This is a genomic window from Treponema sp. B152 (assembly GCF_024181665.1).
In the GTDB taxonomy this organism is placed as follows: Bacteria; Spirochaetota; Spirochaetia; order Treponematales; family Treponemataceae; genus Treponema_B; species Treponema_B denticola.
In genome coordinates this window covers 2,056,087-2,073,531 of the sequence record NZ_CP058668.1, presented here as the reverse complement: position 1 = coordinate 2,073,531, position 17,445 = coordinate 2,056,087, and the positions used below count along the sequence as shown (strand labels likewise).

Sequence of the window (17,445 nt, the reverse complement as noted above, 5' to 3'; positions counted from 1 at the left end):
TTAAAGAACCTCATTTTTTGCTTGCACCTTAATTCTCGGATCGAGCAGGTTATAAGCTATGTCTACTATAATTAGAGATGCTACATATAGAAAAGAAATAAAAATAGTTTGACCCATTACCATCGTATAATCTCTTTCTGAAATTGAACGTACAAAATAGGAACCCAGGCCGGGAACCGAAAAAATATTTTCGATTATAAAAGTGCCTGTGAAGGTAAAAGCTATTTGAGGACCGAGCATAGTTATGATCGGTAAAAAAGCGTTTCGTAAAATATGGCTTTTTATAATTCTTACCTTTGAAGCTCCTTTTGCTCTTGCAGTTAAAATATAATCTTGGTTTATAATATCCAAATAATTGGAACGCATATAGCGGGAGTATTTTGCAATCGGACCTATGGCCAAGGCTAAAGAAGGGAGGACTGTATATTTAAAACTGCCCCAGCCTGTAATCGGAAGCAGGTTGTGTTTGATGCCGAAAAAGTATTGCAGCATCTGTCCCAGAACAAAATTGGGAATGGATATTCCTATAACTGCGATTAGTATAACGGCATAATCGAATTTTTTTCCGCGCTTAGCGGCTGATAATATGCCTAAACTCAAACCTACTGAAACGCCGAAAAATAAGGCTTGGAGGCCCAGTCTTGCCGAAATAGGTGCGTGGGTTTTTATTACATCGGTAACAAGCCTTCCTCGGTAATAAAGCGAGGTTCCTAAGTCTCCTTTAATCAAAAGGTTTTTCCAAAAAATCATATATTGAGTAAAAAGAGATTTGTCGTATCCGTATTGAGAATAAAGCTCGTTCCGTCTTTCTTCAGGTAAATTTTCTGCTATGGTTTCAATGGGATTGCCCGGAATAATATGCACTAAAAAAAAGGTAATACTTGCAACTATGAACATTGTAAGAATACCGTATAAAATTCTCTTTAAAATAAAGTTAAGCATATTGTAAACCGAGCCTTTTGTTAAGCTAAGAATACAGAATATCACAAATTCGGTATAATAGGAAGAGGTTAAAATTTTAAAATCATAAGGAGAAAAGTTTTCAGAGCATTTGGCTCTGAAAACTTAAAGCTCTAATTTATATTTTGAATTTGCCGACTTCTTGTGCCAAGGCTTCAATATTCATTTTATTTTTTGTGAAATACCCTTTACTTCGGAACAGGAGGTTTGTATTTGACTTGTGCCTGCCGACATCTCTTGGATGCTGCTATTTATGATCTGTGTCAAACCCTCAAGCCTGTTCATTTCTTTGACGGCATCTTCTCCTGCCTTAAGCATTTCTCCGGAGCCTGTTTGAACATCTACAGTTATGTTGTTTATATCATGAATTGCAGATAGAACTTTATGGCTTCCGCTCTCTTGAGCTCTCATTGCAGTCATTACGCTGTTACTCATCGATTTGACATTTTCAGCAAGACTAAAAATTGCATTAAATTTTTCTTCTACGGTTTTTGAAGAAGATGCTAATATGGAAATTTCCTCTGAGAATTTTTTAAGAGCAGATGATATTGATTTTCCTTGAAGACTTGATTCTTCGGCTAATTTTCTGATTTCATCCGCAACTACTGCAAAGCCTCTTCCTGCTTCTCCGGCATGGGCAGCTTCAATTGCCGCATTCATGGCCAACAGGTTTGTTTGACTTGCAATGTGCTGAATTACATTTGAAGCTTCAATCAAGCTGCCTGATTCTTCTGCAATTTTTTGTGTAACCGAATTTGAAAGGTGGAGAGCATCCTTACCGTAGACTGTTGCATCAGCCAACTCTTTAATTGTCGAATCGCTTTGATCCAATATTTTTGTTACTGAAGAAATATTCGCAACCATTTCTTCAATTGCGGAAGAAGATTGCACAACATTTGCAGCTTGACTTTCAATACGGCCGTCTAACTGTTTTATTGTTTGAAGAATTTGTTCGACATTTGCAGTAGCTTCGCTCACACTTGCCGATTGAGATTCGGCTTGGTCTTTTACCCTTAAAATATTTTTGCTTATTTGGCTTATTGAACTTGCGGTTTCAAAAACATTTACTGCAAGAGTTTCACCTGTCTTTTGCATATCCAAAGTACTGTTTGCAACATTCCTTACCGTAAAACCTATTTTTTCTATTGTTTGATTAAAGGAATGAGATAGGTCTGCAATTTCATCCTTACCCTTTCCTGTTAAGCGGGCTGTCAAGTCTCCGTCTCCTTGAGCAATATTTCTGAGAGCCTTAACTACGCTTGAAATCCTCTTGGTGATTCCGTTTATTATAAATGTTAGAATGATTATTGATGCAATAAAACCTGCCAATAAAATTATGGAAACAAGTTTAATTAAATTTGTACTTTCTTCATAGATTTCTTTTTCCGGTATTGAAGTACCTACAAACCATACTTCATTCGTACGGCCTATCTTGACAGGCGTAAATACTTCAAGATGCTTATTTCCATTTACTTGAGTTTCAATTAAAAATGGAGTAAGAGATCTCTTTGCATCAAAAAAGTAAGTTGCTATTTCTTTGTTTTCAAATTCGGGAAGTGTTTTTGATATTAGGTTTTTATTTTTATGTGCAAGAACAGTGCCTTTAGCCGAAATGAGAATTGCATAGCCGGATTTAAAGAAAACTTCTTGTGAAAGTTTTTCCTGCATATAATCAAGGGAGTAGTCAATTCCTACAACTCCTAAGGATTTCCCCGTTTTGTCGCGTATTGGAATTGCAGTACCTGCAACATAAATCATGTTTCCTTGGAGTTCATATTTATTAGGCTCAATCAAGATACCATGCTGCGATGTCTTAGGTTTTTCATACCAAAAACTGCTTACATATTCAGTTAAGGGGACCATTGAAATTTTACCGTTGACCTTTGTCCAGTATGGAATAAATCTCCCGCTATTATCATGGCCTTCAGTATTTTTAAATTTGTAATCAAGCTTATCGAGGGCATTAGGTTCCCAAACAGTCCATACATCTATAAATTTTTCCGAATCTCTTAAAATTTCTTTTTGTAAACTATTGAAATAAGATCTTCTGTTTTCCGGCGGAATATCTTGGAAGGATTCAAATGTTTTTGCTAAGGTTTTATTTGTATCGTATACATTCTTGATAACCGTTTCTACAAAGAAACCGAGGTTTTTACTGGAATCATATAATTTTACAACAGCGTTTCGTTTTGAAGTTCCACTTAGTTTTTTTACAAGGACTATACTTGTAAGAACCAAAAATACGGATAGAACCGAAATTAAGGCAATCATTATTTTTTTTCTTATTGTTAAAATTGAATATCTGTGTATTCCTTGAACTTTGGAGACTTTTTTACCCTTGATTTCATTCATAAATTTACCCTCCTAAATATTATAAAAGATTCAATAATTGAAATGTGCTTAATTTGAGAGCAGGTTAATCTTTTATTCTGTAAGCTAAAGTTTTATATACTTACAGAATAAAATCTTTTTATAAAGATAGCAGCACACTTGCGATTAAAGATAACAGACGGGAAACAATTTACAAAAAAAAACAAGGATGGTCAATAGCTCTTATATATAAAATTATATAGAAAACAATAATGCTTTCTATTTTTCTTTAAGCTCTATTTTTACGCCTATGGATTTGAGCCTTTCGATCAGGTGCTCATAACCTCTTTCTATCTGGTAGACATTCCGGATAATGCTTTCTCCCCGGGCACAGCAGGCGGCTATTACCATGGCCATGCCGGCTCTTACATCGGGGGAAACCAATTCGCTTCCGTGGAGGGAGCTTGGGCCCGAAATGACTGCACGGTGAGGATCGCACAGGGTAATGCGGGCTCCCATTCCGATTAGCTTATCTACAAAGAACATTCTGGATTCAAACATTTTTTCGTGGATTAAAACCGTACCTTCTACCTGAGTTGCTATTACGGTCATTATGCTCGTAAGATCAGGCGGAAAACCCGGCCACGGGGCATCATCAATCTTTGGTATCATTCCACCGAGGTCACAGTTTACCTGCATCTTTTGCTTGTCGGGAACGGTAAGGGTGGTTCCTTCTAAAGACCAGCCTATGCCCAACTTGCCGAAGGCTACACGCAGGGGTCTCATATCTCTAGGTTCTACATCGGTAATTTTAAGCTGGCCGCGGGTAACGGCTGCAAGACCGATAAAAGAACCTATTTCCATATAGTCAGGGCCGATGCGGTGTTCCGTACCGTTCAATTTTTTAACACCTTCAATAGTCAGTATATTGGAGCCTACTCCGCTGATTTTTGCTCCCATCTTATTTAACATCTTACAAAGCTCTTGAACATGGGGCTCGCTTGCTGCGTTTGAAATGATGGTAGTTCCTTCTGCAAGGCTGGCAGCCATGATGGCATTTTCCGTTGCCGTAACGGAGGCCTCATCCAAGAATATGTCTTCTCCCATCAGCTTGTGTGCAATAAAAGAAAAATTTTGATCGGTTTCGACTCTGGCGCCCAATTCCGTCAGGGCTAAAAAGTGTGTATCGAGACGGCGCCTTCCGATAACGTCTCCTCCCGGAGGGGGCAAAACAGCCTTGCCTGTTCTTGCCAAAAGCGGACCTGCAAATAAAATGGAAGCCCTTATCTTTGTCGCAAGATCCTCAGGTATCTTGCTTGCTTTTACCTTTTCTATTTGGAGCTTAAATGCGTTTTTTTCTATTTTTTCGTAGTGCCCTCCCAGAGCTTCAAAAACTTGAAGCATTACAAAAACATCCTCAATTTCGGGAATGTTTTTGAGGATAATGGGTTCTTCCGAAAGGATGGCGGCCGCAATACATGGCAGGGCTGCATTTTTATTTCCGCTTGCTTTTATTGTCCCCTTTACGGGAAATCCGCCTTGTATAATATATTCGTGCATACGTAACTCCTATAAAAACTTTTTGCAAGGATTATCAAATCCTGAAAAAAGTTTTTTCACGCAGTTTGTTTACAAACTGCATACAATAATGCGATGTTTGCCTGAAAGGCAAACTCGGCAGATAAACAGTGAGGCTGAATTCCTTCCGAACTGTTTATCATATCTCCTATAAAAACTTTAATTAACGGTTATAACCGAAGCGATCCGTCCATCGGCCGTATATACATAATTCTTATTTGTATTATCCGGCAGCTGGCTTCCGCCTGAAAAGTAAGCATATAGCCAAGTCCCCGAAGGTAAATTTAAATTCAACTCATATCGTCCCGGAGAAACCTCTATAAGATCGTACATAAAGGGATCCCAATTATTAAAGGAGCCGGCAAGCCTTATAATTTTTTTAGGTTCTCCTAAATATGTAAATTTTACCAAGCTTTTATTGCTTACCTCGGTTTTATACTCTTTTTTGTAAGGAACTTCAATACGTGAAACACTCATGCTGTGTATGTTATCGAAGGCTGTGTTCATATTTACCGGATCCGATGACCAAAGTCCGTCTATTACAAGCCTATATTTTATTTCCGTTAACTCATCAGGAATCGGGAGAATATAGAATAAGATGGGCTCCTTGCCTTCATACAGTTCGCTTTGGGGTAGTTTTCGAAAAGAATGAATATGCTTGTAGTCTTCATGAGAAAAGGCTATACCTACATGGCGCCTAGCGGTTGAAGTAAAGATTATATGTCCGTCCTTAATTTTAGGAGCTTCAATACGTACAATAGACTCTACGAGTTTTTGATAAACTTCGGGCTCAATACTCTTTTCCGAAAAAGCTGTCATCAAAAAAAGACTAATAAAAATTAATAAGAATAGTGATTTTTTCATACTCATCCTCATTTTAGTTTCGGAAAAATAAAAAAAATCTTAAGTAAGAGTTTAACTTTGAGAAGGCAATACTTTAGCCCATTTTTTTATAAGAGTTTGAGGCTCATCAGCTTCCAATAATTCTTTAAAAAAAGAGTCGGCTTGAGGTGTTTGGCTTTTTAGGACATCCAATTCGGATTGTGCAAAACGGGAAAGCACATAGCCTGAAATATCGGGGGAAGCATCTCCTCCTTGAGAAGAAAAATCGGGCCGGCCTATGCCTATCCTTAGGCGGAAAAAATCTGCCGTATTTAAAACCGATTTTATGGAGCGTAATCCGTTGTGTCCGCCGAGGCCTCCCGACCACTTAAAGCTGAGAATGCCTGGTTTTAATTCAAGTTCATCATGCACTATTAAAATATTTTCAGGCTTTAGTCTAAAAAAGGAGGAAGCTGCTATTACGCTTTCTCCTGATAGGTTCATATAGGTTTCGGGTTTTAATAGATGTACAGCTCTGCCGGCCGTCATAGAAGAAGGCAGCTTTGCATATTGTCCCTTAAATTTACCCTGCCATACGGCATTTGAGCCTATCTCTATTGAATCGCATAAAACCCAAGCTGCATTATGCCTTGTATTTTCATATTTTTTTCCGTAGTTGCCTAAAAAAACGATTAAATCTATCATTTCATCTCCAATTACATTCTAAACTCTTGGCCAAGATATATTTTTCGGGCAATTTCGGAATTTAGAATTTCGTCCCGTGAGCCTTGTTCTACAATTTCTCCGCTGCCGATTATGTATGCCCTGTCGGTTATCTCCAAGGTGTCCCTGACATTGTGGTCTGTTATCAAAATTCCTATGCCCTGATCGGCTAAAATACGGACTATGCTTTTAATGTCATGTACTGCAATCGGGTCGATTCCGGCAAATGGTTCATCCAAAAGCAAAAACTTAGGTTCAATGGCTAGAGCTCTGGCTATTTCGGTTCGCCTTCTTTCTCCTCCGGAGAGGGTATAGGCTTGTTGTTTTCTGTTTGCTGTAATTCCGAATTCTTCAAGAAGAAATTCAAGCCTTTCCATTTTTTGCTCTTTGGAGAGGTCTTTGCGTGTTTCTAAAATCGCATAGATATTTTGTTCTACGGTGAGTTTTCTAAAAACCGAAGCTTCTTGCGGTAAATATGAAATTCCTGCGTGGGCTCTTTTATACATTGGCAGGTTTGTTATACTATTTCCGTCCAAATATATGTTGCCGGAATTCGGTTTATAAAAACCTACAATCATGTAGAATGTGGTTGTTTTTCCTGCTCCGTTAGGGCCCAGCAGGCCTACAATTTCGCCCTGATACATCGAAAACCCGACATCCTTTACCGCATGTTTTTTTCTAAAAAATTTGTTTAATCCTTCAACTTTTAAAATACTTTTTTCGTTAAACATTTGGTTTTTCCTCTTGATTTTGTTCCTGTTTGGTTTCAGCTTGGGGTTCGTCTTTTCCCTGCTCGACGGAACCTCTGACTCGTCCGTCAAGGGTTATATCTTCCGTATCCAAATTAACGGAAATCTTTCCGGCCCTAAATTCGTCCTTTCCTTTTTTTACGACGGGACTGCCTGTTAATTCTACCTTTGATTCTTTTCTATTATAAAAAGCAAACATTGAATTACAGTTTATATCTTTATTTATTATCTTTACATTAAAGCGCATGATAATTATTTCTTGCTTCTTTTTATATTCAATATTTTCGGCATTAATACTGACATCATTTTTTGTGTCCTTAAGCTCCAGTTTCCCGAACATAGTAACCGTATCGGTTTTTCTGTCAAAATTGATTAAATCGGCCTTAAAGCTGTACCCTTTTTCGTCATCCTCACCCTTGACCGAACCTGTTGCATTTACATATCTATAGTCTTTTCCGAAAATTTCGATACGGTCTGCCGATATGGTTAAGCTGTCTACCTTTACTTCGGCATTTCCTATTAAATTGGTCGATTTTTTATTTTCAGATACCGAGGCTGTTACTTTATCGGCTTTAAAACTTATTGTTGATGTTTGAGCATTAATATCAATTAAAAAAAGGAATATGAGAAGATATGCCGCAAGAAGTTTAAGGCTCTTGTGATTCCGAATTTCGGTTTGAATTTTCTTCATTTTCATTCTCCTCATTTTTAGTCTGAATCTTACCTTCTATCGAATTTAAAAATTCGAATTCTTTCGAAAGAGTGTTTGCTATAAACCCCGATCCGCTTATGTAAAGCTCATCACCTCTTTTTACCTTTACCGAACCGTCTTCTACTCCATATAGGAGATTTTCATTTTTGTTCCAAAAAAATGCATCTCCGGAAATCATCAGGCCTTCTTTTAAATCTTCAAAAAAAACCTTTTGCCCCAAAAAGTACTGATTGTTTTTTTCGTTTATTTTGATAATCCCGGCTCGTCCCTTGAGTTCTGCCTCCGGATTGCCTTTTTCAAACGATTTTTTATCTATTTTAAAGAAACGCAGATTTTTCCCGGCCCATATTCTATCCGAATCATAAATCTCTAATTCCATAAAATTTATACGCAAATTTAAGGAATTTTCTTCATATTGATCCAAAACTGCATTTTTAAATACAAAATTCGGTTTTTTTTCAAAATTTTGTGCCTCTTTACTATAGTTTAAACTACAAGAAAATGATATAATAGCAAGAATGGAGGCTATAATAAAAGTTTGAGCTTCCTTAAAATTCATAGTTTATTATACTATCTTTTTTAATCTTAGTCAAAAGCCTTTGACTGCCGATTGACATAATATCGTATAAGACATAGACTATGTGAAAGATTTAAAAAATAAATTTAAGGATTACAGGAGCCTAGAGTATGGCAGATTTTTTAACTGATCAAGAATTCCGTATGTTCAGCGATTTAATATATACCGCAAGCGGTATTACTTTTTCCGATACTAATAGGTCTATTTTGGAAAGCAGGTTAAAAGAAAAACTTAGGGATAAGAAACTTGAAAAGGTGTCTGATTATTATGCGATGCTTATGAAGGATTCGGAAGAGCAAAAGATCCTTTTAGACTCCGTTACAACAAACCTTACAAGGTTTTTTAGAAATCAGCCTCATTTTGATGCATTGGAAAATTACGTTATACCTGAGCTTGTAAAGGTAAAAAAAGCTGAAGGAAAGAATAAACTTAAAATATGGAGCGCCGGATGTTCAACAGGGGAGGAGCCTTATACCATAGCTATGGTTATGAAAAAACACCTTCCGATAGGATTTACTGCCGAGATTACAGCCTCCGACTTATCCTTAAAATGTCTTCTTGTCGGTAAGACCGGCTTTTACCAGGAATCCAGAGTTACAGGAATACCTGAAGATTATTTGAAGCTTTATTTTGATAAGCTAAATGACGGTTATCAGGTAAAAAAAGATATAATGCAAATGGTGAATTTTGACTATCATAACTTAAAACATGACTCAAAACATACCGACTTTGATCTTGTGTTTTGCCGAAATGTTTTGATCTATTTTGACGAGCCTGTTCAAAAAGAGGTTATTGATAGGTTTTGGCGTGCTATGTCGCCTAAATCTTTTTTATTTATAGGTCATTCCGAATCTCTCTTTGGTATGGAAACTCAATTTAAGTTTTTAAAAACGGATTGGGCTTGTTTTTATCAAAAGGGGTTTTGATTTTAAAGGTTTTATATAATTCTTCTAAAGGAGTTTTTTTATGGAAGATATTCGTGTCTTAATAGTAGACGATTCTGCATTGATGAGAAACCTTATAGGGAAGATTGTTGATGCTACTCCCGGCCTAAAAATAGCCGATAAGGCAATGAACGGCCGTTTTGCCCTTCAAAAACTTGAGCGTGTGGCTCCGGATGTTATCGTTTTGGACTTGGAAATGCCCGAAATGAACGGTATCGAATTTTTAAGAGAGCTTAAAAAGCAAAACATAAAAATTCCTGTAGTAATCTTGTCCAGTATTGCAAAGGAAGGAGCTAAGGTTACTATGGATTGTTTGGAACTTGGAGCTTGCGATTTTATCACAAAGCCTTCCGGTTCGGAATCTGCCAATCTTAATACCGTTTCGGAAACTCTTTCCAAGATGCTGCTTGCCTACGGCCGCCGTCATCAAATTGAAACAGGTACAAGAAGTACAGATACAACGAACTCTTTCTCTGAGCCGTTTAAGAGTACTATCCCTAAGCCTATGACAGCGGCTGAGCCTCAAAAAGAAGAGAAACCTACACCTCAACGAGAACATGGAAATATTCAGATTATTGCTATAGGTATTTCAACCGGCGGGCCGAATGCTTTACGCCAAGTTTTTGCATCTATCGATAAAGATCTTCCGCAACCGATAGTTGTGGTTCAGCACATGCCCCCGGGCTTTACAAAGGAATTTGCTTTGAGTTTGGACAAAATTTGTCCTCTTGAGGTAAAGGAAGCTGAAGACGGCGATCTTATAAAGCCCGGCCGTATTCTTATCGCTCCCGGCGGAAAACATCTGGTTGTAGAAAAACGATCTCTTGCCGCAGTTGCAAAGGTTATAGATACGGAGCCTCAAAGCGGCCATAAGCCCAGCGTTGATGTTCTGTTTGGATCTGTTGCAAAGGAATACCAAAACCATGCTCTCGGAATAATCATGACCGGTATGGGGAAGGATGGTGCCGAGAATATTACAAAGCTTTACACCGAAGGTTCCCGTACAATAGGGCAAGATGAAGGCTCTTCAGTTGTATACGGTATGCCTAGGGTTGCATGGGAAATGGGCGGAGTTATGGAGCAGGTAAGTCTTGATAATATGGCTGCTGCTATAAACCGTTACGGTAAAGAATTTGCTTAAAAATTAATAAAAAAGCCGTCCGAAAGGACGGTTTTTTTTTGTGTAAAACCTTTAGCAAAAGCTATCTTACAGTCTTATAAACCGGAGTAAAAGCTCGCCTTCTTTAGCATAAAATTTTATTTCATTTTTAGTTATTTCAATCCTGTCGGTATTTATTAAATTCTTTTCAAAAGAAGAGTCAAAGGATTTACCTATCGTATTTGAAGGGTCTATAAGTTTTTTTCCGGTTATTTGAAATTTAAAAGAACTATTTTTTTTATGCTTCCATGTTCCTTCATAGTTTGTTATACCTGTTGTGGCTTGAAACTTTCCGTTATAAAAAAAATTAATACGGGGGCTTGTCAAATTTGCATCAAGCTGTACATAAAGACCGTTTTCAAAATAGCAGCCTGCCAAGCGCCAAACCCTTTCTGTCAGGTATTGATCGAAAGGAACCGAAATACTGTCTTGTTCTTTTAATGTTTTTTTGCCGGTAGCTGCATTAAATGTTTCACATGACAAGGTAAAGGTAAGGAAACTCGTAATAAGGAATAAAAAATATAGATTTCTTTTCATAGCTATTATTCTACGTAAAAAATTTGAAAAAAGCAAGATACCTGATTGCTTTTTTTTTTCATTTGATGTAACATTACAGAACGTTGTTTGTGAGAATCTTATTTACAGCTTTGGGGAATTAGCTCAGTTGGTAGAGCGATTGGTTCGCAATCAATAGGTCGTGGGTTCGATTCCCATATTCTCCATTATTTTTTTCCGTTAAATATTTTCCGGGAGCATTTTAAATGAACAACTCTTTTAAAAACTTTTTGACTAAGAAGAATATAGAAATATCGGCTAGGCGTTATTTTATTGATGCTATGAGTGCGATGGCCATGGGCCTTTTTTCTTCTCTCTTGGTAGGTACGATTTTAAACAGCATAGGGCTTAAACTTAATATTCCCTTTTTAACTAAAACCGTCTGGCCGATTTGCCGAGATATGACGGGAGCTGCAATCGGTATAGCAATAGCCCATACTTTAAAAGCCCACACCTTTGTGCTTTTTTCGGCAACTATAGTAGGTTTTGCAGGCAACAAGCTTGGCGGGCCTGTAGGAGCCTTTATCGCAACCATAATCAGCACCGAGCTGGGAAAGGCCGTATCCCGCGAAACAAAGATAGATCTTATAGTTACCCCAATGGTAACTATTATTTCCGGTACTATAATTGCCGCCCTGGTAGGGCCGGGAATGTCCTCTTTTATGACATGGCTCGGAAAAATCATTATGGACGCTACTACCCTCCAGCCGTTTTGGATGGGGGTTACGGTTTCGGTGCTGGTCGGTGTCATTCTTACCCTGCCTATAAGCAGTGCTGCCATCTGTATGATGCTTTCTTTTGCGGGGCTTGCAGGAGGAGCTGCAACCGTCGGCTGCGCCGCTCAAATGATAGGTTTCGCGGTTATGAGCTATCGGGATAACGGCCTTGGAGGGAGTTTTGCTGTCGGCATAGGAACCAGTATGCTCCATATGCCCAATATTATCAAAAATCCTAAGATATGGATTCCCCCTACCTTGACGGCGGCTGTTTTAGGCCCCTTGGCTACCATTATTTTTAAAATGGAAAACATACCCCTCGGTTCAGGAATGGGAACCTGCGGCCTTGTCGGTCAAATAGGAACTATCACGGCAATGGAATCTATAGGAAGGGGCGGTTTGAACACATATTTTGCTATTCTTCTTTTACATTTTATCTTGCCGGCTGTTTTAACATTATTTTTTACTTTTATTTTAAGAAAAATAAATTGGATTAAGGACGGAGATTTAAAGCTGGATCTTTAAAGCGTTTTTTATAATAAATTTTACGGGAGAAATCAACAACACTGATAAAAAAAAGACGGCGCAATTATTACGCCGTCTTTTTTTGTGTTTATCGGATTTCCGTTTACCGGAAATTCAATAACTTATCCCCAGTATATTTTTAACATCGGGGCTATAACCAATGAAACCATTGACATAAGCTTAATCAATATGTTGATGGAGGGGCCGGAAGTATCTTTGAAGGGGTCTCCTACAGTGTCGCCTACAACAGCGGCCTTGTGAGAAGGTGAGCCTTTTCCGCCTGCTATTCCGCCTTCAATCATCTTCTTTGCATTATCCCATGCACCGCCTGCGTTGGACATAAAGACTGCCAATACAACGCCCGATACCGTTACTCCTGTCAAAAGACCGATTAACATTGCGGGGCCTCCTGCAAAGCCTACAAGGATGGGTGTAATAATTGCGGCAATACCAGGGATAACCATTTCTTTTAAAGCGGCCTGAGTACTGATGTCTACACATCTCTTATAATCGGGCTTTTCGGTATTTTCCAAGATGCCGGGGTGCTGCTTAAACTGGCGGCGTACCTCTTCGATCATCTTATGCGCAGCCTTTCCTACAGCCGACATTGTTAGAGCCGAGAACAAGAAGGGGAATACTCCTCCTAAGAGAACTCCTACAAGAACATTGATATTTGTGATATCTACGCTTGCTACGCCGGCCTGCTCTTTAAATGAGGTAAAGAGGATTATGGCTGTTAAGGCAGCTGATCCGATAGCAAAACCCTTACCGATAGCGGCTGTTGTATTTCCTACGGCATCGAGGCTGTCGGTAATATTGCGGACATCTTTGGGGAAGTTTGCCATCTCGGCAAGACCGCCTGCATTGTCGGCTATTGGGCCGTAAGCGTCAACTGCAAGCTGGATTCCTAGGGTTACCAACATACCTACAGCAGCTATACCTACACCGTAAAGGCCTGCAAGCATAAAGCTTGAAAAGATTGAAGCTCCGATTAAAATCATAACGGGGAAGGCACTTCTCATACCTACGGCTAAACCTGAAATAATTGTGGTTGCAGCCCCTGTTTCACAAGCATCTACGATTCCCTTAACGGGCTTTTTTCCCGTACCTGTGTAGAATTCGGTAATGATACCGATTAAAACGCCTGCAGCAAGACCTATCACAGTAGAAGCAAAGACGTGTAAATAACCTTGAGTTCCGTTAAATGTTTCGGTTCCCATAACAAATTTTACGGTAAAGAAAACGAAAATTGTTGCAATAAGAGCGGCGCCGAAGGTTCCCGTATTGAGGGCCTTTTGAGGGTTTGAGCCCGGCTTTGCCCTTACAAAGAATGTTCCGATTAAGGAAGCTGCAAGACCTACAACCGAAATGAGCAGAGGTAAAAGCATCATCCTTAATTTTAAAGAAGAATCCGGTGTGTCTACTATTAGACCTAAAATCATGGCTCCTACCAATGAGCCTACAAAGGACTCAAAGAGGTCGGCACCCATACCTGCAACGTCACCTACGTTATCTCCTACGTTGTCTGCAATAGTAGCAGGGTTTCGGGGGTCATCTTCGGGGATGCCTGCTTCAACCTTTCCTACAAGGTCGGCTCCTACGTCGGCAGCCTTTGTATAAATACCGCCGCCTACACGTGAGAACAGAGCAATAGACGAGGCTCCGAGTGAAAAAGCTGTAGCTAGAGGTAAAATAATATCTTTAAGTACGTTTTCCGTAGTTCCTAATATTGAAGTAGATAGAATAAGAACGATAAAAAGACCTATAAATGCAAGGCCTACGACGCTCATTCCCATAACGCTTCCGCCTGAAAACGCTACTTTTAAGGCTCCGTTTAGGCCATGATCCTTAGCAGCCTGTGTTGTGCGTGAGTTGGCCTGTGTTGCAACACGCATACCTATGTAACCGGCTGACATTGAAGCAAGAGCACCAAGCAAGAATGAAAGAGATTGGAACTTCAGAGCTCCTTTATTTCCTATTGCTAGAAAAACTGCAACTATGGCAATGAAAGGAAGAAGAGTTATATATTCCCTTCTTAAAAAAGCCATAGCTCCGTCAGCTATATGGCCTCCAATTTCTTTTAAAGCCTGATCTGAAACCTTTTGTTTATAAATCCATAAGGTTCTTACAAGTGCATAAGCCAGGGCAACAATCCCGCCTCCGAGCACGGCATACAATGCGAGTGAAATACTCATTTTTTCCTCCTGTTGTGTTGTACAACTTGAAATAGATTATACGGTTTTTCCGTCATAATGTTTTTAAACTTAGCATATTTTTGGGAGTTTTTCAAGTAGGGAATTTATTTAATAAAACGGACTTTTATTTTGTATTAAGATTATTTTTAATTTTTTTTTTTTTTACATTTTTGTTTGGACAAATTTAAAAAAGCATGATAGAATATCCCCTATAAGAGTTGTCTTAAAAATAAAATTTCGGAGGAAATCTATGGACAGTTATTTGAATGTTGCGAACTCTTGGGTTTTATGGCTTTCAGCTTTTCCGTTATTGATTACGGTATTGTTTCAAGCTATAATTTTTAGCAAAAAAGCAAAGGACGCTGCTAAAATCGTCGGCTTAAGTGATGCCGATGTGCGGAAGTCTTTCCGTATCGGTATGACATCTTCTATCGGACCGGTTTTGGGCGTTTTTATTGTAATGCTGGGCCTAATGTCGGTAATAGGCGGCCCTCTTGCGTGGATGCGCCTTTCGATTATAGGTGCAGCCTCAACGGAACTCGCAGCGGCACAGATGGCAGCTCAAGCTCAAGGCATTGACTTATCAAGCCCCGATTACGGCTTAATAAATTTTGCAAATGCAACGTGGGTTATGGCTTTAAACGGAAGTGCGTGGCTTTTTATGACAGGTTTATTTTCCGATAAGCTTAATAGCTTATCAAAAAAAATATCGAAAGGGGATCCTGCCAAGCTGGCTATTTTAATGGTTACAGCTATGAGCGGAGCCTTCGGCTTTTTATGCAGTAATGAAATAACAAAAGCTCTTAGATCGGTAAAAGGGAAAAATTATCCGGCTGTTGCTGCTGCCGTATCTGCAGCTCTTCTAATGGTTGTATTTGAAAAACTCGGCAACAAATATCCTAAATTAAAAGAATACAGCTTAGGAATAGTTATGATTCTTGCAATGGTAATTGCAATGGTATTTAAAGACTTAATTTTAAAATAAGGAGAAGCTAAATGAGTGACGAATTATATGAAAAAACTTTTACAAAACCTATAATAAGGTATGGAAGGTTTACAAACCTATTATCCTTGGTTCTTTGCTTTCTGCCTTCCATTCTTGTTTGGGTCGTTTATGGAGTAAAGCCGTCAACACAGGATATATTGACAGGTTGGGGCTTGGCAGCATCCGTATATGCAATCTATTCTATTGTTGAACCTATCAGTTATTTCCCCATACTCGGCTTACCCGGAACTTATATGTCTTTCCTTTCAGGTAATATTGGAAATGTACGTTTACCTACTTCGGCCGTTACGCAAGAAGCTGTCGGTGTGGAACCAGGCACAAAGAAAGCCGAAATAGTTTCTACCCTCGGTATTGCAGGGTCGATAGTTACCAATCTTATAATTGTAACTATTGCCGCTGTAGGAGGAGCTGCCTTAATGAACATCTTCCCCAAAAAAGTATTGGAAGCCTTTGCCTATGTTTCGCCTGCAATCTTCGGTGCTATGTTTGGAATGTTTGCCGTTAAAAATATAAAATACGGCATCTTTGCTTTTATCTTGGCCATGTCTTTATTAAACATTATCAAAATACCGGTATATATAATGATTCCGGCTTGTGTATTCGGAACGGTAGCTTTCGGTTTTTTAACTTATAAGAAGCCTAAGACTGAAGCGCAAGCTTAAGGGAGGGAAAAGTGGATATATTAAAAAAGGTAAAAGAAATAGAAAAAGACATAATTTCTTGGCGCCGCCATTTGCATCAAAATCCTGAGGTTGGCTTTGAACTTCCTAATACAATAGATTTTGTATGTAAAAAATTGGATGAGTTCGGGATTAAGTATGACAGAAATGCGGCAAAAAGTGCCGTTATAGGTTATATTCACGGTGCAGAAAAAGGAGATGTTATTGCTCTGCGTGCAGACATGGATGCCCTTCCTGTTTGCGAAGCTACCGGGCTTGACTTTGCTTCTAAGAATTCCTTTATGCACGCTTGCGGTCATGATGCTCATACTTCGATATTGCTTGGGGCTGCAAAGGTACTAAACGATTTAAAGGGCAGTTTTAAAGGAACCGTTAAGCTTATCTTCCAACCTGCGGAAGAACTGGGAACAGGCTCTGTAGACATCTGTGAAAAAAGAATCCTTGATGACGTAAAAGAAATCATCGGTCTTCATGTAGGCTGTATAAGCGATGAAGCAAAACCCGGCGAATTCCTTTTTTCAAAGGGCTCGATGATGGCCTGTATGGATAAATTTTCAATTAAGGTTAAGGGCGTAGGAGCTCACGGAGCTTATCCATCACTTTCAGTAGACCCCGTTGTAATCGGGTCTCACATAGTTGTTGCAATACAGGAAATCTTAGGCCGAGAGGTACATCCTACGGAGCCGGCTGTAATAACGGTTGGACAATTCCATTCAGGCTCGGCATTCAATATAATTCCGCCTGAAGCTTATCTTGAAGGAACCGTACGGGCCGTAACAAATGAGACGAGGGAATTGATAGCGAAACGGATTGAAGAAGTTGCCTCCAATATTGCAAAAGCTTTTAGAGGTTCAATTGAATACCAATTCTTTAGACAGCCGCCTCCTCTTATAAACGATGCGAAAGTTACGGATAAGGCTATGGGAGCCGCCAAGGAGCTTTTCCCGAATGATGTTAAGCTTATGCAGCGGCCGGTCATGGGAGGAGAAGATTTTGCATGGTACTTAGAAAAAGTTCCGGGTTCATTTATCTTCTTATCGACTCCATCCCCCATTGAAGGAAAAGTCTGGCCTCACCACAATCCCAAATTTGCCTTAGATGAATCGCAGTTTTACAAAGGTACTGCTCTTTTTGTAGCTTATGTAATGCAGGAGCTTGGTAAATAATTTTAGACCGAGTTAAGGTTTATAAATTTATTAAAAAGTAAATTCTTAAAGCCGTCTTAAACTTTAAT

Annotated in this window: 15 protein-coding genes, 1 tRNA gene and 1 pseudogene; 7 read left to right on the top strand and 10 right to left on the bottom strand. The window is 39.0% G+C overall.

The annotated features are described in order from the left end of the window. The 8 genes and pseudogenes from HYB91_RS09695 to HYB91_RS09660 all read right to left on the bottom strand — a co-directional run bounded on the left by HYB91_RS09695 (position 1) and on the right by HYB91_RS09660 (position 8,413). Positions 1-942, bottom strand: coding sequence for an ABC transporter permease (locus tag HYB91_RS09695; protein WP_002677013.1), 942 nt, complete (start codon positions 940-942; stop codon positions 1-3). Between the two features lie 136 nt (positions 943-1,078). Then, positions 1,079-3,312: pseudogene (locus HYB91_RS09690) on the bottom strand (methyl-accepting chemotaxis protein). A gap of 237 nt (positions 3,313-3,549) precedes the next feature. Further along, positions 3,550-4,830, bottom strand: a complete 1,281-nt coding sequence (murA, locus tag HYB91_RS09685; RefSeq protein ID WP_253719491.1) for a UDP-N-acetylglucosamine 1-carboxyvinyltransferase — start codon at positions 4,828-4,830, stop codon at positions 3,550-3,552. A gap of 177 nt (positions 4,831-5,007) precedes the next feature. Then, a complete protein-coding gene (locus HYB91_RS09680) occupies positions 5,008-5,712 on the bottom strand; it encodes an early set domain-containing protein (protein ID WP_253719490.1) in 705 nt (234 codons plus the stop codon). Between the two features lie 51 nt (positions 5,713-5,763). Next, positions 5,764-6,375, bottom strand: coding sequence for an aminoacyl-tRNA hydrolase (gene pth / locus HYB91_RS09675; protein WP_253719489.1), 612 nt, complete (start codon positions 6,373-6,375; stop codon positions 5,764-5,766). A gap of 11 nt (positions 6,376-6,386) precedes the next feature. Further along, positions 6,387-7,124: an LPS export ABC transporter ATP-binding protein gene (gene lptB, locus HYB91_RS09670; protein ID WP_253719488.1), complete on the bottom strand. Its 738-nt coding sequence runs from the start codon at positions 7,122-7,124 to the stop codon at positions 6,387-6,389. Further along, entirely contained in the window at positions 7,117-7,833 is a 717-nt protein-coding gene (locus HYB91_RS09665; protein WP_002692696.1) for an LPS ABC transporter substrate-binding protein LptA, read from the bottom strand. Before HYB91_RS09665 ends, lptB begins: the two co-directional genes overlap by 8 nt. After that, positions 7,790-8,413: an LptA/OstA family protein gene (locus HYB91_RS09660; RefSeq protein WP_253719487.1), complete on the bottom strand. Its 624-nt coding sequence runs from the start codon at positions 8,411-8,413 to the stop codon at positions 7,790-7,792. Before HYB91_RS09660 ends, HYB91_RS09665 begins: the two co-directional genes overlap by 44 nt. A 128-nt stretch (positions 8,414-8,541) precedes the next feature. On the opposite strand from HYB91_RS09660, the gene HYB91_RS09655 reads away from it, so the two are divergent. Together HYB91_RS09655 and HYB91_RS09650 are read left to right on the top strand one after the other, a co-directional pair. Next, positions 8,542-9,357, top strand: coding sequence for a CheR family methyltransferase (locus HYB91_RS09655; protein WP_253719486.1), 816 nt, complete (start codon positions 8,542-8,544; stop codon positions 9,355-9,357). A gap of 40 nt (positions 9,358-9,397) precedes the next feature. Further along, positions 9,398-10,516 (top strand): protein-glutamate methylesterase/protein-glutamine glutaminase, encoded by a 1,119-nt coding sequence (locus tag HYB91_RS09650; RefSeq protein ID WP_002669893.1) that lies wholly within the window; start codon positions 9,398-9,400, stop codon positions 10,514-10,516. 66 nt (positions 10,517-10,582) lie between these two features. Here HYB91_RS09650 and HYB91_RS09645 read toward each other — a convergent pair whose 3' ends face one another. Further along, positions 10,583-11,071: a hypothetical protein gene (locus HYB91_RS09645; RefSeq protein ID WP_002677017.1), complete on the bottom strand. Its 489-nt coding sequence runs from the start codon at positions 11,069-11,071 to the stop codon at positions 10,583-10,585. A gap of 112 nt (positions 11,072-11,183) precedes the next feature. Here HYB91_RS09645 and HYB91_RS09640 point away from each other — a divergent pair. Continuing rightward, a tRNA-Ala gene (locus HYB91_RS09640) sits at positions 11,184-11,256 on the top strand. 39 nt (positions 11,257-11,295) lie between these two features. Further along, positions 11,296-12,330 (top strand): PTS sugar transporter subunit IIC, encoded by a 1,035-nt coding sequence (locus tag HYB91_RS09635; protein ID WP_002677018.1) that lies wholly within the window; start codon positions 11,296-11,298, stop codon positions 12,328-12,330. A 122-nt stretch (positions 12,331-12,452) separates the two neighbouring features. Here the strand turns inward: HYB91_RS09635 and HYB91_RS09630 are convergent, their stop codons facing one another. After that, on the bottom strand, positions 12,453-14,525 hold the full coding sequence (locus tag HYB91_RS09630) for a sodium-translocating pyrophosphatase (RefSeq protein ID WP_002672352.1): 2,073 nt from the start codon (positions 14,523-14,525) through the stop codon (positions 12,453-12,455). 250 nt (positions 14,526-14,775) lie between these two features. On the opposite strand from HYB91_RS09630, the gene HYB91_RS09625 reads away from it, so the two are divergent. The 3 genes from HYB91_RS09625 to HYB91_RS09615 are packed head-to-tail and all read left to right on the top strand — an operon-like array spanning position 14,776 to position 17,377. Further along, positions 14,776-15,510 (top strand): DUF5058 family protein, encoded by a 735-nt coding sequence (locus tag HYB91_RS09625; RefSeq protein ID WP_002669897.1) that lies wholly within the window; start codon positions 14,776-14,778, stop codon positions 15,508-15,510. An 11-nt stretch (positions 15,511-15,521) separates the two neighbouring features. Continuing rightward, positions 15,522-16,193 carry a hypothetical protein gene (locus tag HYB91_RS09620; protein WP_002677021.1) on the top strand — a complete coding sequence of 224 codons (672 nt, stop codon included), beginning with the start codon at positions 15,522-15,524 and terminating at the stop codon, positions 16,191-16,193. Positions 16,194-16,204: 11 nt separating this feature from the next. Further along, entirely contained in the window at positions 16,205-17,377 is a 1,173-nt protein-coding gene (locus HYB91_RS09615) for a M20 metallopeptidase family protein (RefSeq protein WP_002677022.1), read from the top strand. Positions 17,378-17,445: the final 68 nt, after the last annotated feature.